General features: G+C 72.9%; 21 protein-coding genes, 4 tRNA genes and 1 other RNA gene. 11 read left to right on the top strand and 15 right to left on the bottom strand.

The genetic code is table 11. From position 1 onward, the window contains the following. Window positions 1–45 precede the first annotated feature (45 nt). From AVW11_RS11625 to purS, 6 genes are all read right to left on the bottom strand, one after another. Complete coding sequence (locus tag AVW11_RS11625) at window positions 46–855, bottom strand: META domain-containing protein (RefSeq protein ID WP_076043940.1); 810 nt, start codon at window positions 853–855, stop codon at window positions 46–48. A 53-nt stretch (window positions 856–908) separates the two neighbouring features. Beyond that, on the bottom strand, window positions 909–1691 hold the full coding sequence (locus AVW11_RS11620) for a maleylpyruvate isomerase family mycothiol-dependent enzyme (protein WP_076043944.1): 783 nt from the start codon (window positions 1689–1691) through the stop codon (window positions 909–911). A 17-nt stretch (window positions 1692–1708) separates the two neighbouring features. Beyond that, complete coding sequence (locus tag AVW11_RS38015) at window positions 1709–2974, bottom strand: hypothetical protein (RefSeq protein ID WP_076043939.1); 1266 nt, start codon at window positions 2972–2974, stop codon at window positions 1709–1711. A gap of 137 nt (window positions 2975–3111) precedes the next feature. Next, the gene (gene purL, locus AVW11_RS11610) at window positions 3112–5361 is read right to left on the bottom strand and encodes a phosphoribosylformylglycinamidine synthase subunit PurL (RefSeq protein WP_030839690.1); all 2250 of its coding nucleotides are present in this window, start codon (window positions 5359–5361) and stop codon (window positions 3112–3114) included. Continuing rightward, the gene (purQ, locus tag AVW11_RS11605; protein ID WP_030839688.1) at window positions 5358–6038 is read right to left on the bottom strand and encodes a phosphoribosylformylglycinamidine synthase subunit PurQ; all 681 of its coding nucleotides are present in this window, start codon (window positions 6036–6038) and stop codon (window positions 5358–5360) included. The genes purL and purQ overlap by 4 nt, the downstream gene beginning before the upstream one ends. Before the next feature lie 2 nt (window positions 6039–6040). Continuing rightward, window positions 6041–6292, bottom strand: a complete 252-nt coding sequence (purS, locus tag AVW11_RS11600) for a phosphoribosylformylglycinamidine synthase subunit PurS (protein WP_008740952.1) — start codon at window positions 6290–6292, stop codon at window positions 6041–6043. A gap of 321 nt (window positions 6293–6613) precedes the next feature. On the opposite strand from purS, the gene AVW11_RS11595 reads away from it, so the two are divergent. The 8 genes from AVW11_RS11595 (at window position 6614) to AVW11_RS11560 (ending at window position 11053) form a co-directional block, all read left to right on the top strand. Continuing rightward, window positions 6614–6931, top strand: coding sequence for a histone-like nucleoid-structuring protein Lsr2 (locus AVW11_RS11595; RefSeq protein WP_030839686.1), 318 nt, complete (start codon window positions 6614–6616; stop codon window positions 6929–6931). 88 nt (window positions 6932–7019) lie between these two features. Further along, a tRNA-Gly gene (locus AVW11_RS11590) sits at window positions 7020–7091 on the top strand. A gap of 72 nt (window positions 7092–7163) precedes the next feature. Further along, window positions 7164–7236 (top strand) — tRNA-Gly (locus AVW11_RS11585). Window positions 7237–7381: 145 nt separating this feature from the next. Then, window positions 7382–8329, top strand: coding sequence for an ABC transporter ATP-binding protein (locus AVW11_RS11580; protein ID WP_076043938.1), 948 nt, complete (start codon window positions 7382–7384; stop codon window positions 8327–8329). After that, a complete protein-coding gene (locus AVW11_RS11575; protein ID WP_076043937.1) occupies window positions 8326–9090 on the top strand; it encodes an ABC transporter permease in 765 nt (254 codons plus the stop codon). Before AVW11_RS11580 ends, AVW11_RS11575 begins: the two co-directional genes overlap by 4 nt. A 21-nt stretch (window positions 9091–9111) precedes the next feature. Next, complete coding sequence (locus tag AVW11_RS11570; RefSeq protein ID WP_076043936.1) at window positions 9112–10350, top strand: sensor histidine kinase; 1239 nt, start codon at window positions 9112–9114, stop codon at window positions 10348–10350. Continuing rightward, window positions 10347–10958: a response regulator transcription factor gene (locus AVW11_RS11565; protein ID WP_030839677.1), complete on the top strand. Its 612-nt coding sequence runs from the start codon at window positions 10347–10349 to the stop codon at window positions 10956–10958. The genes AVW11_RS11570 and AVW11_RS11565 overlap by 4 nt, the downstream gene beginning before the upstream one ends. Window positions 10959–10980: 22 nt before the next feature. After that, window positions 10981–11053, top strand: a tRNA-Gly gene (locus AVW11_RS11560). Window positions 11054–11099: 46 nt separating this feature from the next. Here AVW11_RS11560 and AVW11_RS11555 read toward each other — a convergent pair. From AVW11_RS11555 to ffs, 6 genes are all read right to left on the bottom strand, one after another. After that, window positions 11100–12005, bottom strand: a complete 906-nt coding sequence (locus tag AVW11_RS11555) for a phosphoribosylaminoimidazolesuccinocarboxamide synthase (protein ID WP_030839675.1) — start codon at window positions 12003–12005, stop codon at window positions 11100–11102. 96 nt (window positions 12006–12101) lie between these two features. After that, window positions 12102–13589, bottom strand: coding sequence for a N,N-dimethylformamidase beta subunit family domain-containing protein (locus tag AVW11_RS11550; protein ID WP_030839672.1), 1488 nt, complete (start codon window positions 13587–13589; stop codon window positions 12102–12104). Between the two features lie 240 nt (window positions 13590–13829). After that, a complete protein-coding gene (locus tag AVW11_RS11545; protein WP_076043943.1) occupies window positions 13830–15647 on the bottom strand; it encodes a M48 family metalloprotease in 1818 nt (605 codons plus the stop codon). A 307-nt stretch (window positions 15648–15954) separates the two neighbouring features. Further along, entirely contained in the window at window positions 15955–17208 is a 1254-nt protein-coding gene (gene purD, locus AVW11_RS11540; RefSeq protein ID WP_076043935.1) for a phosphoribosylamine--glycine ligase, read from the bottom strand. A gap of 60 nt (window positions 17209–17268) precedes the next feature. Then, window positions 17269–19503 (bottom strand): DNA polymerase III subunit gamma and tau, encoded by a 2235-nt coding sequence (locus AVW11_RS11535; protein WP_076043934.1) that lies wholly within the window; start codon window positions 19501–19503, stop codon window positions 17269–17271. Window positions 19504–19567: 64 nt separating this feature from the next. Continuing rightward, an RNA gene (ffs, locus tag AVW11_RS11530) (signal recognition particle sRNA small type) lies at window positions 19568–19666 on the bottom strand. A gap of 129 nt (window positions 19667–19795) precedes the next feature. Here ffs and AVW11_RS11525 point away from each other — a divergent pair. Together AVW11_RS11525 and AVW11_RS11520 are read left to right on the top strand one after the other, a co-directional pair. Further along, window positions 19796–19880 (top strand) — tRNA-Ser (locus AVW11_RS11525). Window positions 19881–20079: 199 nt separating this feature from the next. After that, window positions 20080–21039, top strand: a complete 960-nt coding sequence (locus AVW11_RS11520) for a phosphorothioated DNA-binding restriction endonuclease (protein WP_076043933.1) — start codon at window positions 20080–20082, stop codon at window positions 21037–21039. Here AVW11_RS11520 and AVW11_RS11515 read toward each other — a convergent pair. Together AVW11_RS11515 and AVW11_RS11510 are read right to left on the bottom strand one after the other, a co-directional pair. Next, window positions 21014–21373, bottom strand: a complete 360-nt coding sequence (locus AVW11_RS11515) for a PIN domain-containing protein (protein ID WP_225884853.1) — start codon at window positions 21371–21373, stop codon at window positions 21014–21016. The genes AVW11_RS11520 and AVW11_RS11515 overlap by 26 nt on opposite strands. A gap of 64 nt (window positions 21374–21437) precedes the next feature. Beyond that, window positions 21438–21656 (bottom strand): hypothetical protein, encoded by a 219-nt coding sequence (locus tag AVW11_RS11510; protein ID WP_240528160.1) that lies wholly within the window; start codon window positions 21654–21656, stop codon window positions 21438–21440. 515 nt (window positions 21657–22171) lie between these two features. Between AVW11_RS11510 and AVW11_RS11505 the strand changes: the two genes are divergently transcribed. After that, window positions 22172–24616, top strand: a complete 2445-nt coding sequence (locus tag AVW11_RS11505) for a helicase C-terminal domain-containing protein (RefSeq protein ID WP_076043932.1) — start codon at window positions 22172–22174, stop codon at window positions 24614–24616. A 37-nt stretch (window positions 24617–24653) separates the two neighbouring features. Here the strand turns inward: AVW11_RS11505 and AVW11_RS11500 are convergent, their stop codons facing one another. Further along, window positions 24654–25466, bottom strand: coding sequence for a VOC family protein (locus AVW11_RS11500; protein WP_030839649.1), 813 nt, complete (start codon window positions 25464–25466; stop codon window positions 24654–24656). Window positions 25467–25567: the final 101 nt, after the last annotated feature.

Below are 25567 nucleotides of genomic sequence, written 5' to 3'. Positions count from 1 at the left end.
CCCGTGGTCCGGCCGCCCGCCCCGGCGGCCCGTGGTCCGGCCGCGCTATTCGACGACGGACGCCGCCTCGGCGATCAGGCCGTCGCCGTCCGCGGCGGTGAGGGTCAGCAGGCGGCCCTCGATCCGGGTGAGGAGCGGGCCGCTCGCGAACAGCGCGGTCAGCTTCGCCTCGACCTCGCCCGCCGGGCCGTCGCACGCCATCCGCGTGGTGGTGAGCGGCCCGAAGGTGAGCTTGTCGCCGTCGCGGGTGACCTGGGCGCTGAACCGGTTGCAGCCGAGGGTCCCGCTCACGGACAGGTCGGCGGCGATGGTGAACCGCGCCGTGCCGGCTGCCCCGGCGGGCAGCGAGGACACCGACCCGCCGCTGACCAGGGACTGCACGGTCCACTCGACCGCGGTGAGCGGCGCGTCCGGGACCACCGGCTCCGAGGTCATGGCGATCGTGCTCCCGTCGGCGGTCTTCAGGGTGAGCCGGTCGGGGCCCCGGTCGATGGTCAGCCGCCCGGTGAACAGCTTGGCGAAGGCCGTCTCGAACTCCATGTCCGCGCAGGCCATGGTGGTCGTGGCGCCCGGGGTCACGGTCACGGCGGAGGTGCCGGCGAAGGAGACGGCGGCGGTGAAGCCGTTGCAGCCGTAGTTGCCCTTGGCCTCCTTCTCGCCGAGGTCGAGGCGGGCCGCCGCGGGGGCGTGCAGGGTGCGGCCGCCCGTGGTCAGGGACTCGACGGCCCAGCGGCCGACGGGGTCGGGGAGGACCGCGCCCGCGCCGTGCTCCTCGGCCCGGCCGCAGCCGGCCGCGGCCAGCGCGAGGACGAGGGCCAGCCCCGCGGGGACGGTGACGTGCCGGAGGATTCGCATGCCCCTGAGACGGACGGGATCTCCGGTCGGTTCCACCACGGCGGCGCCCCCGCTCAGCTCATCAGCGGCAGCAGCGCCGACAGGTCGGCCCGTTCACCGCCGGCCCGCACGAGCGCCGCGTCCAGCGCCTCGGCCCATGCCGTACGGCCGGTCGCGAGCCGGATCCAGGTCAGCGGGTCGCTCTCCACGACGTTCGGCGGGGTGCCGCGGGTGTGCCGCGGCCCCTCGATGCACTGGACCACGGCGAACGGCGGGATCCGCACCTCGACCGAACCGCCCGGGGCCTTCAGGGCGAGGGAGTCGGCGAGCAGCCGCGTGCAGGCGGCCAGTGCCTGCCGCTCGATCGGGATGTCCAGTCCGGCGGCCCGGTTCAGGTCGTCGGTGTGGACCACCAGCTCCACGGTCCGGGTGACCAGGAAGTCGGCCAGGGTCATGTCGCCGATCCACAGCTGGAGGACGCGCCCGCCGGGGTTCGCCGCGAGCGCCTCGGCCATGGCTGCGGCCGCCCGCTCGTACAGCTCGGGCAGGGGGGCGCCGGTGAGGGCCTCCCGGGCGGCCTCGGAGATCTTCCCGGCGAGGGAGGCGGTGGCGAAGGGCCATTCGGTCGCGGTCAGCTCGGGGACCGCGGCGGGCGGCCGGGCGAGGCCGGCGGCCAGCGAGTCCGCGATCCACGCGACGTGCGCGGCGAGGTCGGCGACGGTCCAGTCCCCGAGCCCGCTGGGACGTTCCAGCTGCTCGGGGCGCAACTCCCGTACGGCTCGTCCGACATGACCGAACTGTGCGGTCACGGCCGCTCTGATCCTGGCGTCGTCGTACTTGCGGGTCCTGGGTGCCATGCCGGGAGTCTGCCCGATCAGTCGCCGCCGCCGCAGCCGCCACCGCAGCTGCTGGAGCAACTGCTGGAGCAGCTGGATCCGCAGCCGCCGGAGGAGCCGCAGGAACTGCCCGAGCCGCTGGACCGCTGCGCCGCGCGCTGCTTGCGCTTCTCCTCCTGGGCCCGCCGCCTGAGGGTGAATGAGGTGCCGGCCGGCCGCCACGACCGCAGGCGGTGCCGGCGGAAGGGCAGCAGGGGCACCGCGCGGACGGCGTCCGTGATCGTGCTGTCGCCCCGGTAGACGGCGTAGCGCAGGACCACCTCGGACCCCTCGCAGGGCACCCCGTACAGAAGCGCCTCGTAGGGCTCGGCGTGCCGGTCGATGTCGTGGTGATCCCTCCGCAGCCGGCTCTCCGCGCCCCCGAGGAGCGTTTCGGCACTGTGGCGGTAGCCGTCCTCGAAGCGGTCGCGGAACGCGATCAGCGGTGGGGCGGTCGTGGTGTCGGCGTCGGCGACCAGCCAGAAGTTCCCGAGCCACTGCTCGCGGACGCCCACGCGGATCACCGGCTGGGGCCCCTCGTGCAGCCGCCGGGCGGCGCGCCGCGCCGTGAGGCCGCGGCCGAGCAGCGGGACGCCGGGGGCGAGCAGCACCATGGCCAGGACCTGCTGGCCGATCGCGTCGTACGGCTCCCCGGCAGCCGCGCCGAGGTCGCGTACGAGCCCCCACACCAGCAGCGCGGCCCCGGCCAGGCACAGTCCCGCCCCGGCGGCGGCGAGCGCCCGTCCGCGCCGGCGGTGGCCGCTCGGCAGGTGCTCGGGGATCGCCGCACGGGCGTCCCCGACGGCGGTGCGGAACAGCTCCCGCCGGCGCCTGCGCGAGCGGATCCGCAGCGCGGACCCGGCGAACGCCCAGGCGCACAGGACCAGCATCAGCGCCCCGCCGACCCGGCCGGGGCCGTCGGCGGGATCGAGGGCGTACAGGTTGCGCACGGCGTCCGCGGCGATCACGGGCGTGGAGACGAGCGTGGCGGCCGGCAGGAACCGGTACCAGGCGGGGAGGGACACCAGGAGGACGGCCGGGGCGTATCCGGCCCAGGTGGTGCCGTGTGCCGGGGTACCGGGGTCGTTCCAGGCGACGAGGACGATCGCGAGGACCACCAGCGGCGCGAGGATCCAGCCGACGGCGATCGGGGCGAAGACGGCCGCAACGCCTGCGTCGAGCCAGCGCTGGGCGTCCTTGACGTGCCAGTGAGGGGCGCCGCCGTCGGGTATCGCGGCGTCCGGCAGGTGCTTGACGATGCTCACGCGGTCAGTATGCGGAGCCCTCGTGGGTGCGGATACGGCGCTCGTGCCACGGAATCGCAACGGCCTCTCGAGCGGTGACGGGGCCGGGCCCCGCACGGAAAATCCGTACGGGGCCCGGCCCTGTTGTCTGGCGTCGATCAGGCCAGCAGGGCCGGGATCGTCGCCTCGTGGGCCTCGCGGAGCTCGGCCAGGGGCAGGCTGAACTCGCCCTGGACCTCGATCTCGTCGCCGTCCACCACGCCGATGCGGGCGACCGGCAGGCCGCGCGCACCGCACATGTCGGTGAAGCGGAGCTCCTCGCTGCGCGGGACGGCCACGATGGCGCGGCCCGCGGACTCGGAGAAGAGGAACGTGAAGGCGTCCAGACCCTCGGGGACCACGACGCGCGCGCCGTTGCCGCCCTTGAGGCAGGACTCGGTGAGCGCCTGGATGACACCGCCGTCGGACAGGTCGTGCGCGGCGTCGATCATGCCGTCGCGCGAGGCGGAGATCAGGATCTCGGCGAGCAGCTTCTCGCGGCCCAGGTCCACCTTCGGCGGCAGGCCGCCCAGGTGGTCGTGGACGACCTGGGACCAGGCCGAGCCGCCGAACTCGGCGGCGGTGTCACCGAGCAGGTACAGCAGCTGGCCGGCCTCCGCGAACGCCATCGGGGTGCGGCGGTTGACGTCGTCGATCACGCCGAGCACGGCCACGACGGGGGTCGGGTGGATCGCGACGTCGCCGGTCTGGTTGTAGAGCGAGACGTTGCCGCCGGTCACCGGGGTGCCCAGCTCCAGGCAGCCGTCCGCGAGACCGCGGGTGGCCTCGGCGAACTGCCACATGACGCCCGGGTCCTCCGGGGAGCCGAAGTTCAGGCAGTCGGAGATCGCCAGCGGCTTGGCGCCGGTCGCGGCGACGTTGCGGTACGCCTCGGCCAGGGCCAGCTGCGCGCCCGTGTACGGGTCGAGCTTGGCGTAGCGGCCGTTGCCGTCGGTGGCCATGGCCACGCCGAGGTTGGACTCCTCGTCGATGCGGACCATGCCCGCGTCCTCGGGCTGCGACAGCACGGTGTTGCCCTGCACGAAGCGGTCGTACTGGTCGGTGACCCAGGACTTCGAGGCCTGGTTCGGGGAGGAGACCAGGGCCAGGACCTGCGCGCGCAGCTCCTCGGAGGTCTGCGGGCGGGGCAGCTTGCCAGCGTCGTCCGCCTGGAGGGCGTCCTGCCACTCGGGGCGGGCGTAGGGGCGGTTGTAGACCGGGCCCTCGTGGGCGACGGTGCCCGGGGGCACGTCCACGATCTGCTCACCGTGCCAGAAGATCTCCAGGCGCTCGCCGTCGGTCACCTCACCGATGACGGTGGCGATGACGTCCCACTTCTCGCAGATCTCCATGAAGCGGTCGACGTGCTGCGGCTCCACGATCGCGCACATGCGCTCCTGCGACTCGCTCATGAGGATTTCCTCGGGCGAGAGCGTCGCGTCGCGCAGCGGGACGGTGTCGAGCTCGACGCGCATGCCGCCGGAGCCGGCGGAGGCCAGCTCGGAGGTGGCGCAGGACAGGCCGGCGCCGCCGAGGTCCTGGATGCCCGCGACCAGCTTCTCCTTGAAGATCTCCAGGGTGCACTCGATGAGGAGCTTCTCCTGGAAGGGGTCGCCGACCTGGACGGCGGGGCGCTTGGTCGGCTTGGAGTCGTCGAACGTCTCCGAGGCCAGCACGGACACGCCGCCGATGCCGTCGCCGCCGGTGCGGGCACCGTAGAGGATGACCTTGTTGCCGGGGCCGGAGGCCTGCGCGAGGTGGATGTCCTCGTGCTTCATGACGCCGATGCAGCCGGCGTTGACCAGCGGGTTGCCCTGGTAGCAGGCGTCGAAGACGACCTCGCCGCCGATGTTGGGCAGGCCCAGGCAGTTGCCGTAGCCGCCGATGCCCGCGACGACGCCCGGCAGGACGCGCTTGGTGTCGGGGTGGTCGGCCGCGCCGAAGCGCAGCGGGTCGACGACGGCGACCGGGCGGGCGCCCATGGCGAGGATGTCGCGGACGATGCCGCCGATGCCGGTGGCCGCGCCCTGGTAGGGCTCGATGTAGCTCGGGTGGTTGTGCGACTCGACCTTGAAGGTGACCGCGTAGCCCTGGCCGACGTCGACGACGCCGGCGTTCTCGCCGATGCCGACGAGCATGGCGTCGTTCTGGGGGGCCTTCTCGCCGAACTGCTTCAGGTGGACCTTGCTGCTCTTGTACGAGCAGTGCTCGGACCACATGACCGAGTACATGGCGAGCTCGGCTCCGGTGGGGCGGCGGCCGAGGATCTCCCGGATCCGGGCGTACTCGTCCTCCTTGAGGCCGAGCTCCTTCCAGGGCTGGGAGGCGTCCGGGGTTTCGGTGGCGTTCTTGACGGTGTCGAGGCTCATGCGCTGACCAGCTTCTTCAGGACCGACGTGAAGAACGGGAGGCCGTCGGTGCCGCCGGTCCCGATCAGCGGCTCGACCGCGTGCTCGGGGTGCGGCATCAGGCCGACGACGTTGCCCTCGGCGTTGGTGATGCCGGCGATGTCGCGGAGCGACCCGTTCGGGTTCACGTCCAGGTACCGGAAGGCCACTCGGCCCTCGGCCTCCAGTTCGTCGAGCGTGCGCTCGTCGGCGACGTACCGGCCGTCCATGTTCTTGAGCGGTACGGAGATCTCCTGGCCGGCGGTGTAGTCGCCGGTCCACGAGGTCCCCGCGTTCTCCACCCGCAGCTTCTGGTCGCGGCAGATGAAGTGCAGGTGGTTGTTGCGGAGCATCGCCCCCGGCAGCAGGTGGGCCTCGGTGAGGACCTGGAAGCCGTTGCAGATGCCGAGGACCGGCATGCCGGCCCTGGCCTGCTCGGTGATGGTCTCCATCACCGGCGAGAAGCGGGAGATGGCCCCGGCGCGCAGGTAGTCCCCGTAGGAGAAGCCGCCCGCGAGGACGACCGCGTCGACCTGGTGCAGGTCCTTGTCGCGGTGCCAGAGCGAGACCGGCTCGGCCCCGGCGAGGCGGACGGCGCGCAGCGAGTCACGGTCGTCGAGCGTTCCGGGGAACGTGACGACTCCGATGCGAGTGGTCACCGTCAGGCCTCGACCTTCACGGTGAAGTCTTCGATGACGGTGTTGGCGAGGAACGTTTCGGCCATCTTGTGGATGCGGTCGAGGGCGGCCTGGTCGACCGGTCCCTCCACTTCCAGTTCGAAGCGCTTCCCCTGACGGACGTCGGCGATGCCCTCGAAGCCCAGGCGCGGCAGTGCACGCTGCACCGCCTGGCCCTGGGGGTCGAGGATCTCCGGCTTGAGCATGACGTCGACTACGACGCGTGCCACTGGCACTCCCGATGAGGTGGTTGGTGCAAGGCGGTTCCCTCAGCGTACCCGGCCAAAATTTCTACGCGGGTAGATATCCGACGGCCGTGATCACCGCGCCGTTTCGGCTTCACCAACGCTTCGCAAAATCCCCAGGAAAACCACGTACCCGGCATTGCGGCGGGACACGCGGAGGGAATTAACTGAGCTTCGCAATGCAATGGGAATCGAGGTACAAAGGAATCAACCGGGATTCCGGTCGAAAGTTGCATTGCCCCAAAACATCCGAACAGGCGACATCGCCGCACGTCATGCAGGTGGCGGCGTCGCACGAAGGGACCGATATCCGTGGCGCAGCGCGTAGTGGTGACGCTCTCCGACGACATCGACGGGGGAGAAGCGACGGAAACGGTCATGTTCGCCCTGGACGGTAAGTCGTACGAGATCGACCTCAATGCGGCCAACGCAAAGAAACTGCGGAAGGGCCTCGCGCCCTTCGTCGCCGCCGGCCGCCGCCAGTCGCGCTCCGGGAAGACCTTCAAGCACACCTCGGTCGCCCCCGATCCGGCGGTCGTCCGGGCGTGGGCCCGGTCCCACCAGCACGACGTGCCGCCGCGGGGCCGCATCCCGAAGAAGATCTACGAGGCCTACAACGCGGCCCACTGAGGGCCGATTTGCCATCCACCCCCTCCCTTCGGCTAAGGTGTGGATCACGCCGAGGGGCGAGGCCGCAGGTCAGAGCCTCCGAGGTCGTGCGGGTGTAGTTCAGTAGCAGAACATCCCTCTTCCAGAGGGAAGGCGCAGTGTGCGATTCCTGTCACCCGCTCTGCATGACTTTCCGACCACTCCGGTGGATCGGGTAGAGTGATGCACGTACTGCTCCGGCAGTGCACTGCTTGCGGACGTAGCTCAGTTGGTAGAGCACCACCTTGCCAAGGTGGATGTCGCGCGTTCGAGTCGCGTCGTCCGCTCTGTAAGCAGAAGGCCCCGATCATTGCGATCGGGGCCTTCTGCGTATTCCGTCCGCCCCCGTCGCCGGGGCCCTCTGACAAATGTCATCCGCGGCCATGACAGCGCGCACTGCCGACCCGCTCCGGCCGCAGCGACGCTTGAGCCATGACGGACACCGTGATCGAAGCCCGGGACCTGCGCCGCGGCTACACCGGAGGATTCGAGGCCGTACGCGGCATCTCCCTCTCCGTGGCGCGCGGCGAGATCTTCGCCCTGCTCGGCACCAACGGCGCAGGCAAGACCTCCACCGTCGAGCTGCTGGAGGGACTGGCCGCCCCGAGCGGCGGCCAGGTCCGCGTCTTCGGCCTCGACCCCCTCACCCGGCGGGCCGAGGTCCGGCCGCGCACCGGGGTCATGCTCCAGGAAGGCGGCTTCCCCTCGGACCTGTCCGTCACCGAGACGGTGCGGATGTGGGGCGGGGTCACCACCGGCGCCTGCCCGGCGGCCGAGGTGCTGGAGCTGGTCGGCCTGGCCGCGCGGTCCTCCGTACGCGTGAAACAGCTGTCCGGCGGCGAGCGGCGGCGCCTGGACCTGGCGCTGGCCCTGCTCGGCCGGCCCGAGGTGCTCTTCCTCGACGAGCCCACCACCGGCATGGACCCCGAAGGGCGCCGGGACACCTGGGCCCTGGTGCGCGAACTGCGCGGGCAGGGCACCACGGTGCTGCTGACCACGCACTACCTGGAAGAGGCCGAGGAACTCGCCGACCGGCTCGCGATCCTCCACGAGGGCGAGCTGGTGCTCTGCGGCACTCCGGCCGAGGTGACCGCCACCCGGCCGGCCCGCATCCGCTTCACCCTGCCCGCCGGGGTGCCCGCGGCCCGGCTCCCGCTGGGACTGCGGGCCGCCGCCTTCGGGCAGCGCGTGGAGATCCGCACCGCACGCCTCCAGCAGGACCTGGGCGAACTGCTCGGCTGGGCCCGGGAGAGCGGCGTGGAACTGAGCGGGCTCGACGCCCGGTCCGCCTCCCTGGAGGAGGCCTTCCTGGAGATCGCCCAGAACCGCCGGAGCGCCGGCGGCCGCACCGACGACGACACGATGGCGGGGACCCGATGACCACCCTCACCCCGAACGCCCGCCGGATCACCGCGCTCGGCCGCTTCGAGCTCACCCTGCTGGTGCGCAACCGGGCCGCACTCGGCGTCGCGCTCATGATGCCGCTGCTGATGGTGTTCGTCCTGCGCTCCTCCCTCAGCGGCGTCGAAGGAGCCGCGGCCGTCGGCGAGGCCACCCTGACCGGCGGGATCGGGATGGTGCTGCTCCTCGTCGTCCACATGAACCTGGTCTCCGCCTACGTCGCCCGGCGCGAGGAACTCGTCCTCAAGCGGCTGCGCACCGGTGAGGCCCGGGACCTGGAGATCCTGGCCGGGACGGCGCTGCCCGCCGCCTGCCTGGCCCTCGGCCAGATCGCCGTCCTCGCGGTCGCCGGGGCGCTCGCCCTGGACGTGCGCATGCCGCAGAACCCGCTGCTCCTCGCGGCGGCCGTCCTGGCCGGCCTCCTCCTGCTCGCCGCGCTGTCCGCGGTGACCAGCTCCTTCACCCGCACCGTGGAGACGGCCGGCCTCACCACGCTGCCGCTGTTCCTGGCGACCGTGCTCGGCTCCGGGCTGTTCGCGCCGACGGACTCGCTGCCCGACCTCGCGGCCTCGCTCTGCGAACTGCTGCCGCTGAGCGGGGTGATGACCCTCGTACGGGCCGGCTGGAGCGGCGGCGCCGAGGGCGCGGACCTGCTGGGCGCCGGGTTGAACGCGCTGGCCTGGATCGTGATCAGCGTGTTTGCTGTCCAGCGGTGGTTCCGCTGGGAACCGCGGCGCTAGGACGAGTCGGGGGACAGGGCCGTGTCGAAGCTGACCGGGTGGTGGAAGGACCGCAGCACCGCGGGGAAGGTCGAGCTGTACACCAGGGGGTCGTTCTACCTCTTCGCGTTCCTGGAGATCATCTCCTTCGGGCTGACCCCGCTGGCCGCCGCGGCCGCCGAGCGGACCTCGTTCGTGGTGCCCCTCTCGCTCTTCCTGATGATGTGCGCGCACGCGGTCCTGTGCGGGGTGCTCACCTCACGGGCGCTGCACTGGGTGGTGGGGCGCCGCGAACGCCCCACCCGGCTCGCGGTGGCCACCGCCCTGGTGACGGCGGCGTGCATCCTGGCCGTCCTCACCCTGCGCACCACCGGGGGGTCCGAGGCCACCGTGGCACCGACCATGGTGGCGGGGCTGGCCTGGTTCACCTCCGGATCGCTCGTCCTGTGCCTGAAGTCGGTCCGGCGGACGTGGTACGTCGCGGCGGCGGCCGCCGTCGCCACCGGGCTGGCCGCCCTGGGCCTCGGGATGCCGGCGGGGAAGGCGCTCGGGTACGCCGTCGGCGTGCTGCTGGGAGGCCTGTTCTTCGGCGCCACCTGCGGGTTCTCGGGCTGGCTGCTGAGGACCGTCTACGAGCTGGACCGCTCCCGCGAGGTCCAGGCACGGCTGGCGGTGGCCGAGGAACGGCTGCGCTTCGGCCGCGACCTGCACGACGTGATGGGCCGCAACCTGGCCGTGATCGCCCTCAAGAGCGAGCTGGCCGTCCAGCTGGCCCGGCGCGAACGCCCCGAGGCGGTCGAGCAGATGATCGAGGTCCAGCGGATCGCCCGGGAGTCCCAGCGGGAGGTGCGGGACGTGGTGCGCGGCTACCGGGAGGCGGACCTCGCGGTCGAGCTGGAAGGCGCGCGCGGGGTGCTCAGCGCCGCCGGAATGGACTGCCGGGTCGACTTCCGGCCGGACCGGGAGCTGCCCTCCGAGGTCCAGTCGGCGCTCGGCTGGGTGGTCCGCGAGGCCACGACGAACGTGCTGCGGCACGGGGACGCCCAGCGCTGCCGGATCCGGCTGACGGCTCCGGAGAGCGGCCCCGTGACGCTGGTGGTGGAGAACGACGGCGCGCCGGCGGCCCCTGCCGGGCCGCCCGGCTCGGGACTGGCCGGGCTGCGGGAACGGCTCGCCGTGCTGGAAGGGACGCTGGAGGCGGGGCTGGTCGGCGACGGCCGGTTCCGGCTCCGCGCGCAGATACCGGGCGGACGGCTCGAGGGACTGGAGGTGCGGGCGTGAGCCCCGTACGCGTACTGCTCGCCGACGACGAGCACTTGATCCGCGGGGCGCTGGCCGCGCTCCTGGCACTGGAGGACGACCTGCTGGTCGTCGCCGAGGCGGCGTCCGGCCCCGAGGCCCTGGCGATGGCGCGGGCGCACCGGCCGGACGTGGCGGTGCTGGACCTGCAGATGCCGGGGGCGGACGGTGTGAGTGTCGCCACATCCCTGCGGGCCGAACTCCCCGGCTGCCGGACGATGATCGTGACCAGTCACGGCCGCCCCGGCCACCTCAAGCGCGCCCTGGCCGCGGGGGTGCGGGCCTTCGCCCCGAAGACGGTCTCGGCGCAGCGGCTGGCCGAGCTGATCCGGACCGTGCACGCCGGAGGCCGTTACGTGGACCCGGAGTTGGCGGCCGACGCGATCAGCGCCGGGGACTCCCCGCTGACCGTCCGGGAGGCCGAAGTGCTGGAGCTGGCGGGGGACGGGGCGCCGATCGCGGAGATCGCGGAGCGGGCCTCGCTCTCCCAGGGAACCGTCCGCAACTACCTATCCTCGGCGGCCACGAAGCTCGGCGCCGAGAACCGGCACACGGCAGTGCGTCTCGCACGGGAGCGAGGTTGGGTATAGTAGGTCTCGCCTTACGGCGCTTGCGGACATAGCTCAGTTGGTAGAGCACCACCTTGCCAAGGTGGATGTCGCGCGTTCGAGTCGCGTTGTCCGCTCTGCAAGGAAGAAGCCCCGGTCCTCGGACCGGGGCTTCTTCGTTTCCTAGGACCAGTCCAGGCCGGTCAGGCGCTCGTACGCCTCGATGTACTTCGCGCGGGTCTGCGCGACGACCTGCGTCGGCAGCGCCGGCGGCGGCAGTTCGCCCTTCGGGTCCCAGCCGGAGGCCGCGGAGGCCAGCCAGTCACGGACGTACTGCTTGTCGAAGGACGGCTGCGAACGGCCCGGCTGCCACTGGTCGGCCGGCCAGAAGCGGGAGGAGTCCGGGGTCAGCACCTCGTCCGCGGCGACCAGGGTGCGGTCCTTCGGGTCGAAGCCGAACTCGAACTTGGTGTCGGCCAGGATGATCCCTCGCTCGCGGGCGATGTCCCGGGCGCGGCTGTACACGGCGAGGGTGGTCTGGCGCAGCAGCGCGGCCGTCTCGACGCCGGTGGTGCGCGCGACCTCCTCGTAGGAGACGTTCTCGTCGTGCTCGCCGACCTCGGCCTTGGCGGCCGGGGTGAAGATCGGGCCGGGCAGCTCGGAGCCGTCCACGAGGCCTTCGGGCAGGCCCAGTCCGCAGACCGTGCGGGTCTGCTTGTACTCGGCGAGGCCCGAGCCGGTGAGGTAGCCGCGGGCCACGCACTCCACCGGGACCATGTCGAGGTTCTTGCAGATCAGCGTGCGGCCGGCCCAGTCGGCGGGGGCGCCGGCGGGCAGGTCGGTGGAGATGACGTGGTTCGGGACGAGGTCCGCGAGCTGGTCGAACCACCACAGGGAGAGCTGGGTCAGGACGCGGCCCTTGTCCGGGATCTCGGTGGGCAGCACCCAGTCGAAGGCGGACAGGCGGTCGCTGGCGACCATGACGAGGCGGCCGTCCTCGTCCTGGTAGAGGTCGCGCACCTTGCCGGTGTGGAGGTGGACGAGGCCCGGAACCTGAACCGGCTCGGGCTTTTCGACGAATCCGGACACGGGGTCTCCCTGTGGTTCTGTATGAAGCGCACCCCGATTCTCGCGCACCGGGCCGCCCTTCCGGGGACAGGGGTGGGTCGGCCGGGCGCGGCCGTGTCAGTCGTCCTTGCAGATCCGGTCGAGGAGATTGGCCGTCGCCCGCTGCACGCGCTCGTCGACGTGGCCGGGCCGGTCGAGGGCCGGGGACCAGGCGAACGTCCCGGAGGCGAAGACCAGCGCCCCGCTGGGCGCCCGGTAGAGCGAGGTCTCCTGGTGGCGGCGCTGCCCCTCGCTGTCGAGGTACGGGGAGTGCGCGAGCAGGATCCGGTCCCGGTGCTCGGGGAGCTGGGTGCGCGGGAAGTACCGGTCGGCCTCGCCCGCTACCAGGCCGGGCAGTTCGTCGTTCTCGCCGGCGCCGGTGGAGTCCCACAGCCAGTGCGTGGCGTTGCGGACGATCATCGGCGCGGGTTCGGGGACCCGGCCCGCGTACTGGATGCCGAGCAGCTGCTGCTCGGGGCGGTCGACCTCGCGCCAGAGGCTGGGGCGGCCCGGTCCGCGGCGTTTTCGGCAGGTGAGCAGCCGGTCGGCGACCCCGGAGGGCGAGGGCCCGAGCTCGACCTGCCAGTACATGGTGTTGGCGGAGAGGAAGACGAGTGAGGTCCCGTGGTTGCGGGCCCGCTCGACGGTGCGGCGCATGGGGGCCGACCAGTACTCGTCGTGGCCGGGGAAGACCAGGCCGCGGTACCGGGTCGGGTCGACGCGGCCGGCGTGCAGGTCGCGGGTGTCGGCATAGGCGATGTCGTAGCCGTAGCGCTCGGCCCAGCGGATGAAGTCGTAGGCGTGGCCGACGTGCAGGGGCAGGCCGGCGCCCGCGTAGGGCCGGTCGAAGGAGACGGTGACGGCCGCGTCCTGCTCGCCGAGGAGCCGGCCCGCCTCGTCCCATGCGTGGTAGAGGCTGGCGCCCGTCCGGCCGTCCTCCGGGTAGAGGTTGTAGGCCTGCCAGGTGATGTCGGGGAGCAGGAGCAGCAGGTCGGCGGGGTGGTCGTCGCGGACCGTGAAGGGGATGTGGGAGCGGTAGCCGTCGGCTGTGGTCAGGACGGCGACATACGCGCCGACGCTCCAGTAGGACGGGACCTGCAGGCGCCAGGAGAGCCACCAGTGGTGGCAGGAGACCGTGCGGTCGGCGGCGAGGGGGGCGGGCTGGACGATGCCCGAGAGGCGGGGGCTGGTGGTGATCTTCGAGGCGCCGTCGCCGCCGTAGTGGCCGATCCGGTAGACGTCGACGGAGAACTGCTGGGGCGGGTCGACGGTGATGTGGAAGTCGATGGCCTCGCCCGGGGCGACGGCGCCGGTCGAGGCGAAGCCCTTGATCTGGCGGTGCACGTCGTCGGCCGTGCGGGGGCCGCCGTTGCCGCGGGCCCGGGGGATCTGGCCGGTGCCGGCGGCCGCGGCGGCCGGGTCCACGTACCAGGGGACGACCTGGCCGGTGTCGTCGAAGTAGAGCTCGCTGCCCCGGAACCAGGGCAGGGGGCCCTGTCCGAAGGGGTCGTTCACCGCGTGCGCGAGCGCACCCGACTCCCAACGCCGGATCTGGTCCGTACCCATGACCGCTCCCCTCCCTCGCTCCCCCGGCCGGCGTGCATCGACTCGGTGCGCGGCGCCCCTTGCGCCGGTTCGGCGCTTCTCCCGGACATCCGCTTCGGGAGCATCCAGCCGCGACCGGTCCCAGCACATCACATAACGCACGCAGTCCGTCACCGTTCGTCGCGAATTGACGCGACCGGAACAATGGAGTCCGCTTGTGTGTGCGATCCGTCGCCCCTCCGGGGGCGGGGCGGAGATGGCTCAGACGAGGCGGACCGGCTTCTCCGTGCGGACGCCGAGGGCCGACAGCCAGTCCCGCAGCGGCTCCGGGTCGCCGTCCTCCACCAGGCAGAGCACGCGGGGGGCCAGATCCGCCCGGCGGTCGCCGCCGACCAGCAGGACCGGTCCGTCGAGCCAGTCCATCCCGGGTGTGGCCCCGGCCGAGTCCACGGCCGCGCAGCACACCATCGCCGTCACGTGGTCGGCCAGCAGGTCCCGGCCGCTGCGCGGCGGCTGGAGCGGGAACAGCGGTACGGCGTCGGCGCCGCGCGCCTTCCCGGCGCCGCCGGCCGTGCCCGCGGCCCGCTCCTCGCGGGCCAGATCGGCGCTGAGCCGACCGGCCAGGGCCTCGCCGAGCGCTCCCTCTCCCGCGGCGCCCGTGAGACAGCCCAGCACCCGCTCCAGCGTGGGCCCGGCGAAGCCGTCCCCGGCGGGGTGGGCCGCGTCGGGGGCTGCGATCGTCGCGGACCCCGCCGCACCGGAGGGGCCGGACGGGCCGGGTGAGGCCGAGGCGCCGGCAGCGGGGGCCACCGAGGCGGCGGGGGTGGCGGTACCGGCGCCGGCTCCGGCCGGGCTCGCGGAGCCGGCGGCGGACGCGGGGGCTCCGGCCGTCCCGGTCGCGCCGGTCGGGCCGCTCGGGCCGGCGGGCAGCCCCGCCGGACCGGCGAGCGCGTCCAGGGCCGCGTGCAGTCGGGCCGCCTCCGCACGCCACTTGCGGTCCACGACCTCTTCCGGATACGCCGCCCACTCCACCGGCGACCAGTCCGGACCGGCCTCGGCCGGGCCTCCGTGGAAGAGCCGCGCGGCCAGCAGCGAGGTCGCCTCGTCGATCACGCCGGGCTGCTCCAGCAGGTCACAGGCGGGCCGCTCACCGAGCCGCGAGGTGAAGCCCTCGGCCAGCCGGTCCCGACGCGACAGCTCGGTCAGGGCGGAGACCACCCCCGCGTCCAGGTGCGCGGGCCAGCGGCCCATCCGCCAGGCGGGCAGGGCCACCCGGGTCAGCAGCCGGTCCCAGCCCGCGTAGGCGAGGCCGACCTGCTCCTGGGCCACGATGCGCAGCCCGTAGTCCACACCCTGTGCACGGTCCGACGCGGCGGCGGCCACCCCGCGCTCCATCTCGGCGGCGTCCGTCCGGCACAGCCTCAGCAGCAGCCGGGCCGGCGCCGCGATCCAGCCGAGGCCGCGGCGGCTGCCCACGTCCACGGCCGCGTCCAGGCCCCGTACGAAGCCTCGCGCGTCGGCTATGTCCGGGTGGGCGGAAGGGCCCGTACCGGCGACGACCGGCGCGAGCACCGCCCGCAGCTCCGCGACCCGCATCCACCACAGGAACGGCGAGCCGATGACCAGCACCGGGGCCGCACCGGGCGCGGACTGGGGGCCGCCGGCTATGCCGCGGCGGCGGTGGGCCGCATGGGTGCGGTCCTCCAGCCAGCTGTCGCAGTCGGGCGTGAGGGCTATCGCGGAGGGCGGCGGAACGTCCATCCGGTCGGCCAGGTCCCGCACCAGCCGGTAGAGATCGGGGGCGGCCGCCTCGGACAGCGGCACCGTCGGCGTCACCGCCGGGCTCGCCCGCAGCACCACCGCGGCGAAGATCCCGGCGAGGAGCAGCACCAGCGCCGCGACCGCGCAGACCACGAGCGTCACGGTGCCCCAGGGCTCCCCGGCCAGCCGGCCCGTCGCCCGGGCGGCCACCAGCACCACCGCGAGGGCGGCGGGCAGCAGCGCGACGGCCAGAGCCCGGCTGCGCACGCGCAGCACGGCCAGTGCGCGGGACCGCGCGGACGGAACGCCCGCTTCCATGATCGAACCGATTCCGGACACGGCCGGTCTCACCCCCTCTGCCCTGCGGCTGCGTTGCTCACTCCCCCACTGTGACACCCGCCACTGACATCGCAAGGTCGGTGGGCCAAGTGCCGGAATGCTTGCGCCGCACCCTAGTTGGGGCACGCCCGGTCGTCAGGCAGACGAGGCGACGATCACCCGATGGAATGGCTTTGGGTAAAGGTGGATGCGTTCGAACGAGGCCGGATGCAGTCGCACGCGAACACACCCGCGGGCCCGGGCGCGGGATCTGCGCACCGGGCCCGCGGGTTCGCGGAGCCGCTGGTCAGCCGAGCCCGGCCGCCTTGGCGGCGATGTCCGTACGGTGCTGCGAGCCGTCCAGCCGGATGCGCGCGACCGCCGTATACGCCTTCTCGCGCGCCTGCGCCAGATCGGAACCGGTCGCCGTCACCGACAGCACGCGACCACCCGCGCTGACGACGGCGTCGCCCTCGCGCCGGGTCCCGGCGTGCAGCACGTAGGCGTCGGGCGCGTCCTCGGCGGCCACCTCGGCCAGGCCCTCGATCGGGTCCCCGGTGCGGGGGGTGTCGGGGTAGTTGTGGGAGGCGATGACGACCGTGACGGCGGCGTCGTCGCGCCACACGAGCGGCGGCTCGTCGGCGAGGGTGCCGTTGGCGGCGTTCAGCAGCACGCTCGCGAGCGGGGTGAGCAGCCGGGCGAGGACCACCTGGGTCTCGGGGTCGCCGAACCGGGCGTTGAACTCGATGACCCGGGTCCCGCGGCCGGTGATCGCGAGGCCGGCGTAGAGCAGCCCCGAGAAGGGGGTGCCGCGGCGGCGCAGCTCGTCGACGGTCGGCTGGAGCACGAGCTCCATGACCTCGTCGACCAGCTTGGGGTCGGCCCAGGGCAGCGGGGAGTACGCGCCCATGCCGCCCGTGTTGGGGCCCTGGTCGCCGTCCAGCGCGCGCTTGAAGTCCTGCGCGGGCTGCAGCGGGACCACGGTGACGCCGTCGGTGATGGCGAAGAGGGAGACCTCGGGGCCGTCGAGGTACTCCTCGATGACCACGCGGTCGCAGGCGAGCGCGTGCGCGCGGGCGGCCTCGATGTCCTCGGTGACCACGACGCCCTTGCCGGCCGCCAGACCGTCGTCCTTGACGACGTAGGGGGCGCCGAAGGCGTCGAGGGCCGCGTCCACCTCCTCCGGGGTGGTGCAGACGTAGCTGCGCGCGGTCGGGACCCCGGCCGCCGCCATCACGTCCTTGGCGAAGGCCTTGGAGCCTTCGAGCTGAGCCGCCTCGGCGGACGGGCCGAAGACGGGGATGCCGGCCGCGCGCACGGCGTCGCCGACCCCGGCGACCAGCGGGGCCTCCGGGCCGACGACGACCAGGTCGGCGCCGAGCTCGGTCGCGAGAGCGGCGACGGCCGCGCCGTCGAGGGCGTCGACCGGGCGGAGCTCGGCCACCTCGGCGATGCCGGCGTTGCCGGGAGCGCAGTACAGCGCGGAGACGTCGGGGTCGAGGGACAGAGAGCGGCACAGGGCGTGTTCGCGGGCGCCGCCGCCGATGACGAGGACCTTCACGCTGCTCAGCCTAGCCCGGACGGCGGCGCCGCCTTCGTGCGGCCACCCAACTGGGACGGCCTACTCGTTTGTGTATTCCTCCACAACGGTGGCTCCGAGCTCGCGCACGATCAGGTCGTGTCCGGTCAGCGCGCTCTCGACGAGGTCGGGGTCGTCGTCCTCCGCGAAGTCGTCCTCGGGCGCGACCGGCGGGGGCGCCTGCTGTACGGGGGGCTGCGGCGCGGAGGCCGACTGCTGCGGCTGCTGGGGTTGCCGGGAGGGCTGCTGCTGCGGCGCGGCCGGGGCCTGCGGGGCGGGGGCGTGCTGCTGCTGCGGGGGCGGCGGGCTGTAGGCCGGGGCGGGCCCGGAGGGCGCGCCGTACGAGGTGCCGTAGGCCGCGCCGGGGGCCGACGCCGGGGCCGGGGAGCCGCCGCCCACGACGGCCTCGATCTTCCAGTTGACCTGGAACTGCTCGGCCAGGACCGCCTTGAGCACGTCCTCGCTGCCGCTGCTGGCGAAGTTGTCGCGGGCTCCGGCGTTGGGGAAGCCCAGCTGGAGGGTGGTTCCGTCGAAGCCGGTGACCTGGGCGTTCTGGCTGAGCAGGATCCAGGTGAAGCGACGGCGGTTCTTGACGGCCTCCAGGACGCCCGGCCACATCGCCTGGACCTGTCCGGCGCCGGCGGCCATGCCCGGGGAGGGGGCGGGTGCGGCGGCGGCCGCGGCAGCCGGGGCGGCAGGAGCCGGAGCGGGGGTGGCCGGAACGTGCGCGGGTGCGGGCGCGCCCTGGCCGGGAGCGGCCGCGCTGGGCCAGGCGCCGGGTGCGGGGGCCCCCGCGGCGGCGGGCCGGGCGGCCGGGGCACCGCTGCCGGGCTGCGCGGCCCCGGGCCACGCACCCGGCACGGGCGCGGGCTGGACGGGAGCGGCGGCGGGCGGGGCCTGCACGGGCGCGGCTTCCGGCTGCACGGGAGCGGTGACCGGCGCGGGGGCCTGCACGGGAGCGGTGACCGGGGCGACCGGAGCCGGAGCGGGAGCGGGCGTACGGGCTGCGGCGGCCCGCGCGGCGGCGGGACCCCCGCCCGGACCGGCGGGGGCCATGGCGTGCGCCTCGGGCCCGGGCACGTAGCCCATGGCGGGCGGCCCGGCGGCGAAAGCTGCGGCCCCGGTGCGCTCCAGGCGGTCCAGCCGGGCCTGGAAGGACCGCTCGTCGTCGAAGGCGGCGGGGAGCAGCACGCGGGCGCAGATCAGCTCCAGCTGGAGCCGCGGCGAGGTCGCGCCCCGCATCTCGGTGAGGCCGGCGTTGACCAGGTCGGCGGCGCGCGAGAGCTCGGCGGCGCCGAACACGGACGCCTGGGCCTGCATCCGCTCCACGACATCGGCGGGGGCGTCGATCAACCCCTTCTCCCCGGCGTCGGGCACGGCGGCGAGGATGACCAGGTCGCGCAGCCGTTCCAGCAGGTCGGCGACGAACCGGCGGGGGTCGTTCCCGCCCTCGACGACCCGGTCGACGACCTCGAAGGCGGCTGCGCCGTCCCCGGACGCGAAGGCGTCGACGACGGAGTCGAGGAGCGAGCCCTCGGTGTAGCCGAGGAGCGAGGTGGCCATGGCATACGTCACACCCTCCTCGCCGGCGCCGGCGAGGAGCTGGTCCATGACGGACATCGAGTCACGCACGGAGCCGGCGCCGGCGCGCACGACGAGCGGCAGCACGCCGTCCTCCACCCGGGCGCCCTCGCTGCCGCAGACCTCGCCGAGGTAGTCCCGCAGGGTGCCCGGCGGGACCAGGCGGAAGGGGTAGTGGTGCGTCCGGGACCGGATGGTCCCGATGACCTTCTCCGGTTCGGTGGTGGCGAAGATGAACTTGAGGTGCTCCGGCGGCTCCTCGACCACCTTCAGCAGGGCGTTGAAGCCCGCCGAGGTGACCATGTGGGCCTCGTCGATGATGTAGATCTTGTAGCGGCTGGACGCGGGGCCGAAGAAGGCCTTCTCGCGCAGGTCGCGGGCGTCGTCCACACCACCGTGCGAGGCGGCGTCGATCTCGATGACGTCGATGGAGCCCGGCCCGTTCCTGGCGAGGTCGCGGCAGGACTGGCACTCCCCGCACGGCGTCGGAGTGGGACCCTGCTCACAGTTCAGGCACCGGGCGAGGATGCGCGCGCTGGTGGTCTTTCCACACCCGCGCGGCCCGCTGAACAGGTACGCGTGATTGACCCGGTTGTTCCGCAGGGCCTGCATCAGGGGTGCAGTGACATGCTCCTGACCGATGACCTCGGCGAACGACTCGGGGCGGTAGCGGCGGTACAGCGCAAGGGACGACACGTCTACGAGGTTATCCGGGCCCACCGACAACAGCGGCCCTCCGGCGCCACGAAGGGCCCCGGGAACGCAAAGCGCCCCCCACGCACCCGCCAGAGCCCACTTACCCTTGCTGCCTTCCGGCCCTGGGGGAGTTGGGTGAGATAGCGCCACGTGAGGGGCTGGGCCCCACCCTAGCGGATCCGCACCCCCGGAATCGACCCCGCCCCCGCCTCCACCCCCGAGCCGGCCCGCGGGATCCCCTGCGAACGATCACGTTCGCGAGCACCCCTCCGCGTCTTGTATTGTTTGCGGCGGAGGATTCGCCTAGAGGCCTAGGGCGCACGCTTGGAAAGCGTGTTGGGGGCAACCCCTCACGAGTTCGAATCTCGTATCCTCCGCAGCCGCCTGAACAGGCGAAACGAAGAGCCGGACCGCTGATCGCGGTCCGGCTCTTCTGCATGCCCTGGTCTCAGTTCCGGTTTCATTTACTTCGGGCAATTACCTACAAATCTCTGTGGCGTCCTCGGCAGGCCGTCAGGCACATGCCCGTGACGGGGCCAGGCTGACGTTCCGTGGGGCCAACTACGATCGCCGGTCATGGACTGGCTGGAGCGGACCGCGACGTTGAGGCAGTGGACCAAGGGCGGGGCGCGCGCCCCCCACAAGCCGCTGCTCTTCCTGTACGCCCTCAGCCGGTTCCAGCAGGATGCCGACGGCGAGCTGGTCTACAGCGCGGTGGAGGAGGACCTGAAGCGGCTGCTGGCCGAGTACGGTCCGCCGAACAGGACGACGCCCGCCTACCCGTTCCACCACCTGGTCAGCGACGGGGTGTGGGAAGTGCGCACCGACCGCGGACCCGGCAGTCCCGGAAGCGCGGTTCGGGAGCTGCGGGCGGCCGGCGCTGCGGGGCGGTTGGCACCGGAGCTACGGGCAGCCCTGCGGCGGGAGCCGTCGCTGCTGGGCCGGATGGCGCGGGTACTGCTCGACCAGCATTTCCCGCCCTCTCTGCACGGCGAGCTGTGCGAAGCGACCGGACTGGAGCTGGAGCCAGCAGAGACGGGCTGGTCGTCGCCAGCGCGGCGGCGGAGGGACCGGCGGATGCGGGAGCTGGTACTTACGGCTTACGAGTACCAGTGCGCCTTCTGCGGCTACGACGGACGGCTCGGGGCGGTGCCGGTCGGACTGGAGGCCGCACACGTGCGCTGGTGGGCATTCGGCGGACCGGACGACGTCGACAACGGTCTATGTCTGTGCTCGCTGCACCACAAGCTCTTCGACAAAGGCGTCCTCGGCGTCGGCGACGGCGACCGCATCCTCGTATCGCAGCACTTCGTCGGCCGCAGCCCCACGGCCCAAGAGCAGGTCATAGCCCTCGCGGGCCGCCCGCTCATCGGCCCACAACCGGGCGTCCGTCCCGTGGCGACGCACCACCGCTCCTGGCACACCAGCCAGGTCTTCCACGGCAACCCGCGTCCCGGCGCGCCTCTACCTCGAACTCGATCTCGCGGGGGCTCGCACAACCGCCCGCAGGTCAGCCCTCGTACTCCCACGGGTTGAGCAGGAGCGCACCCGTCCGCGCCAGGTGCTTGACGTTCCGGCTCACCAGGGTCCACCCGTTCGCAAGGGCGGTGGCGGCGATCAGCGCATCCGGCGGATCGACGCCGGTTCCGGCGCTCTTCAGCTTCCGATGAAGAGCGAGGTACGCGAGGGCCTCCTGTTCTCCGACGGCCGCGATCCGGTCGCTGTAGTCCATGCGAATGCCGTCGAGCGCCCGCGCGAAAGCGGCACGCCGTACCAGGTCCGGTGTCGCAGCGATGCCGGCCTCGATCTCGGCGATCGTGATGACACTCAGGTAGAGGCCGGTGGTCGGGACGGAACGGGCCCAGGCCACAACAGCCGAGCCGGCTTCGGCCGGGTGGTGATCTCGGAGACCACGTTGGTGTCGAGCAGATGGATCACTCGCCGTCCGCCGCATCGTCGTAGGAACGGTGCCCGAACTCCAGGCCCTCGAACGGCGCCGACTCAAGCCGATCAAGAAACCCGTCGCTGCCGAGAGCGGCCCAGCGGTGAAGCATCTCCGGAAGGGCGTCGATGTCCGTGTCGGCGAGTTCGGCGTCGAAGTGCCCGAGCTGCTGCTCGGGCAAGGACTCCCGGATCTCCCGAATCGTCCGCAACGGATGTGGATCTTCAGACCGACGGGGCGGGAGCGGAAGGTTCGGGGCAGTACTCATGATCGGCTCCTCCACGAAGCGGTCCGCGGGCCCATACCTGGGACAAGCCTAGGGTGGTGGGCCGTCGAGCAGGCCGGATCCGGGCGAACCCCAACCAGCCTGGTCTCAGTTCGTCTCATTCACCTCCATCCGGACCCGTCCAGGCGTAGCCACCCCAAAGGCTCCGTCGCAGATCAGGACGCCTACGGCCCCCGCCGTACCCCCGTACGAACATGTGGAAAGCGTGTTGGGGGCAACCCCTCACGAGTTCGAATCTCGTATCCTCCGCAGCCGTCCACCAGTCGCGACGCATTTCGGGATGCGGGCTGCCCCCGCTCTCGCCGCGCCGCGGATGCCGGCGCCCACCAACGGGGGAGTCCTGTCCCGTACGGCAGCTGCGGATCATAGGGGTACGACATCCTTTCAACCGCGCGGCGAGTCCCCCGCTGCCATGGTCCTGATCTCGCGAGGTGCCCGGCATGAAGACCCCATCGACGCTGGCGACTTGGCTGGGCGGCCTCGACGGCTGTCGTCTGGCACGGGTGCTCGAGACGCGGAGGGACGCGGCGTCCACTCCGCAGCCGCGTTCGGTGGGGGAACTGGCCGACCGGCTTCAGCGCCCGGGATCGGTGGCCCTTGCCCTGACGCGGCTCGCGCTACCGCATCTCCAGGTCGCCGAAGCGCTCGCCTCGCTGCGTGCGCCCGCGGCGCGCGATGACCTGGCCGAACTGCTGGCAGCGGCCGACGACGCCACCATCCGCGATCTGGAGGCCGTACTGGAGGCTCTGGCCGATCATGCTCTGGTCTGGCCGGACGGCGCGGGGAAGCTCCGTATGGCCGGAGCGCTGCGGCAGGCCTGGGACGCGCCCCTGGGGCTGGATGCCCCGCTGGAGGAGCTACTCACGGGCACGACCTCCGACGAGCTGCGCGCAATGCTGGCGGCACTGGGCGTCAAACCGCCGGGCAGCAAGGCGCAGCGGCTGGCCGCGCTGGTGGAATACCACAGCGACCCGGAGCGGATCCTTTCCGTGATCGACAAGGCCCCTGCGGTGACCCGGAAGCTGCTCGAAGGCCGAAGCGGGGCTGGGCCCGGCAGCCCCGGCAGTCCGGGGCGGTTCATCATGTTCGGGAGTCCGGGCCCCGAGCTCGAACCGGGCGCGCGATGGGCACTGGATCGGGGACTCCTCGTCCAGGACCGCCGCCGCTACGGCCCGGCCCGTATGCCCGCCGAGGTGGCGCTCGCGCTGCGCGGGCCCGACTGGCACGCGCCGTTCCATCCCGTCCCGCCTTCCGTGGGCTTGGCTCCCGTCTCCCCGAAGGAGGTCGACCACGAGGCGTCGGCCGCCGCCTCGGCGTTCGCCGCCGGCGCCGCCTCGGTCCTGTCGGCCTGCTCGACGACCGCGCCGGCCCGGCTGAAGTCCGGCGGGATCGGTGCGCGTGAACTGGCACGGATCGGCAAGGCCGCCCAGGCCGACGACGCCGTCGTACGCCTCACCCTGGAGGCCGCGTACGCCGCCGGCCTGCTGGCCCGGGACGGCGATCGTGTGGCACCCACCGAGGCGTACGACGCCTGGGCGGAACAGGAACCCCCGGAGCAGTTCGCCGCACTGCTCCAGGCATGGCGGAACCTGCCGCTCACCCCCACCCGGGCGCGCGACGAGGACAACAAGGCGCTCCCCGCCCTCGCCGGAGCACCGCCCTGCAACGGCTGTGTGCAGGCCCGCCACGGGCTGCTGGACGCGGCGGAGCGGCTCCCGGCAGGGCAGGGTGTGCGGGGCGCGTCGGATCTGGGGCCGCTGATCGCCTGGTACCGCCCTCTCGCCGACTCGTCGCCGGACGGACCGCCGTTCGCCACCGTGATCCGCGAGGCCGAACTCCTGGGCGTGCTCGCACGCGGTGCTCTTTCCGCCATCGGTATCCACCTGTGGACCGGCGACGCGGAGGGGCTGGACACCGAGTGCCGGCGGCTGCTGCCCTCGGCCACCTCGACGGCCCGGATCGGCGCCGACCTCACCGCCGTCGTCACCGGCACCCCGTCCACGCAGCTGGCCTCGCTCCTGGACTCCGTCGCCGACCGGGAGACCAGCGGCACGGCATCGGTCTGGCGGTTCAGCGCCGGCAGCGTCCGCCGGGCGCTGGACGCCGGCCTGGTTCCCGAGGACATCACGGCAGACCTGGCCGCCGTCGCCACCGGGCCGCTGCCCCAGCCGCTGTCGTACCTGATCACCGACACCGCACGCGGTCACGGGCGCGTGCGCATCGCCCCTGCCGCCTGCGTCCTCCACGGCCAGGAGCCCGCGCTCCTGGCCGAACTCGCCGCCCACCGCAGGCTGGCCGAGCTCGGACTCCGGCAGCTGGCACCGACGGTGCTGATCAGCCGCAGCCCGCTCGACAGGACCCTCGCCGCGCTCCGGGCCGAGGGATACGCCCCCGTCGCCGAGACGACCGAGGGCACTGTACGGATCGAAAGGGCCCTGCCTCGGCGGGCGACCGCTGCCGTTCCGGCTCCGCGCGGCTCCCGAGCGAGGGGTGGCGGCCGGACCGCTGCCACGAGCACGGCGAGGGAAACCCCCTCCCTCGACCCGAGTACGTTGGCGACCCGGCTGCTGGCCGCTCCGGTCACGGCTCCCGAACCAGCACCGTTCGATGGTGGAGCGCCCTTCGCCACGGACACCGAGGAGATCGTCGCAGGGTGGGCGAAGCGCCTGCCGTACAGCGACATCCGCCAGCTCGCCCACGCCATCGACGCAGGTCAGGCCATCACCGTCGAGTACGTCGCCACCTCGGGCAGCCGGACCGTTCGCACCCTCAGCAGCCTGGACCTGGATCCGCCCTATCTCGAAGCGTGGTGCCACCTTCGGGACGCCGAGCGCGTTTTCACGCTTTCCCGCATCCACAGCGTCATGAGCGCCGCCCTCGAATGACGCCGTCGGCGCGGCGCGGCAGGGCCCGTGGCCGGGGTCAGCCGAAGCTCGGCATCTCGCCGACCGTCGTCGACATGTCGATCACCGCGAAGGCCGCGCCCTGCGGGTCGGAGACCGCCGCGAACCGGCCGAACGGGCTGTCCATCGGGCCGAAGTGCAGCTTCCCGCCGTGCTTCTGGGTCTTCGACACCGCCTCGTCGCAGTCCGGGACCCCGAAGTAGACCTGGATGTACGACGGCACCTCCGGCGGGAAGTCGTCGTCCATCTTCATCCGGCCGAGCACCGGCCGCCCCGGGTCGCCGGCGCTGAAGACCTTGAAGTCCATGCCGGCCATCTCGGGGTCGTCCCCCGGGTCCATCCGCTCGGTGCTGTACGGGAAGACCTTCGGCAGGAAGGCGTCGGGCTTGGCCGGCTCCCGGGTGAAGACCTCCGCCCAGGCGTAGGAGCCCGCCTCGCCCATCTTCTCGAAGCCCTTGTGCTCGCCCGGCTGCCAGACGCCGAAGACGGCACCGCTCGGCTCCTTCGCGATGAGCATCGTGCCGAACGGTCCGACCTGCATCGGGCCCATCAGGACCTCGCCACCGTGCTCGGTCACCTTCCCTGCCGTGGCCGCCGCGTCGGGGGAGGCGAAGTACAGACACCACTGCGAGGGTGCGTCGACCCCGGGCATCGGCGGTACGACGGCCGCGACGGCCCTGCCGTCCGAGTAGGCCTGCGTGTAGTTGCCGTACTCGGTGCTGGACTCGCCGAAGGTCCAGCCCAGCACGTCGCCGTAGAAGGTCTTGGCGCCCTCCACGTCCCTGAACATCGCGTCCACCCAGCACGGCGCGCCTTCGGGGAACTCAAGCATGATCGATCGACTCCTCGGATCGTTCCTCGCTGTCGTCGTACTCACGCTAGGCGCGCGGTGTGCCGACCGCGCGGGGAGCGCGCCCGCGCGGGACGCTGGAG

The organism is Streptomyces amritsarensis (assembly GCF_001953875.1).
GTDB lineage: Bacteria > Actinomycetota > Actinomycetes > Streptomycetales > Streptomycetaceae > Streptomyces > Streptomyces amritsarensis.
Note: the sequence above shows the minus strand (reverse complement) of the source record. Positions and strands in the feature narration are given on the sequence as shown.

What these genes read in the sequence shown, in the direction of transcription:
- AVW11_RS11575 (WP_076043937.1), top strand. Translation starts at nt 8,326, where the DNA reads ATGACCACCCTCACCCCGAACGCCCGCCGGATCACCGCGCTCGGCCGC.
- AVW11_RS11545 (WP_076043943.1), bottom strand. Translation starts at nt 15,647, where the DNA reads ATGGAAGCGGGCGTTCCGTCCGCGCGGTCCCGCGCACTGGCCGTGCTG.
- AVW11_RS11580 (WP_076043938.1), top strand. Translation starts at nt 7,382, where the DNA reads ATGACGGACACCGTGATCGAAGCCCGGGACCTGCGCCGCGGCTACACC.
- AVW11_RS11625 (WP_076043940.1), bottom strand. Translation starts at nt 855, where the DNA reads ATGCGAATCCTCCGGCACGTCACCGTCCCCGCGGGGCTGGCCCTCGTC.
- AVW11_RS11520 (WP_076043933.1), top strand. Translation starts at nt 20,080, where the DNA reads ATGGACTGGCTGGAGCGGACCGCGACGTTGAGGCAGTGGACCAAGGGC.
- AVW11_RS11550 (WP_030839672.1), bottom strand. Translation starts at nt 13,589, where the DNA reads ATGGGTACGGACCAGATCCGGCGTTGGGAGTCGGGTGCGCTCGCGCAC.
- purL (WP_030839690.1), bottom strand. Translation starts at nt 5,361, where the DNA reads ATGAGCCTCGACACCGTCAAGAACGCCACCGAAACCCCGGACGCCTCC.
- AVW11_RS11505 (WP_076043932.1), top strand. Translation starts at nt 22,172, where the DNA reads ATGAAGACCCCATCGACGCTGGCGACTTGGCTGGGCGGCCTCGACGGC.
- AVW11_RS11620 (WP_076043944.1), bottom strand. Translation starts at nt 1,691, where the DNA reads ATGGCACCCAGGACCCGCAAGTACGACGACGCCAGGATCAGAGCGGCC.
- AVW11_RS11500 (WP_030839649.1), bottom strand. Translation starts at nt 25,466, where the DNA reads ATGCTTGAGTTCCCCGAAGGCGCGCCGTGCTGGGTGGACGCGATGTTC.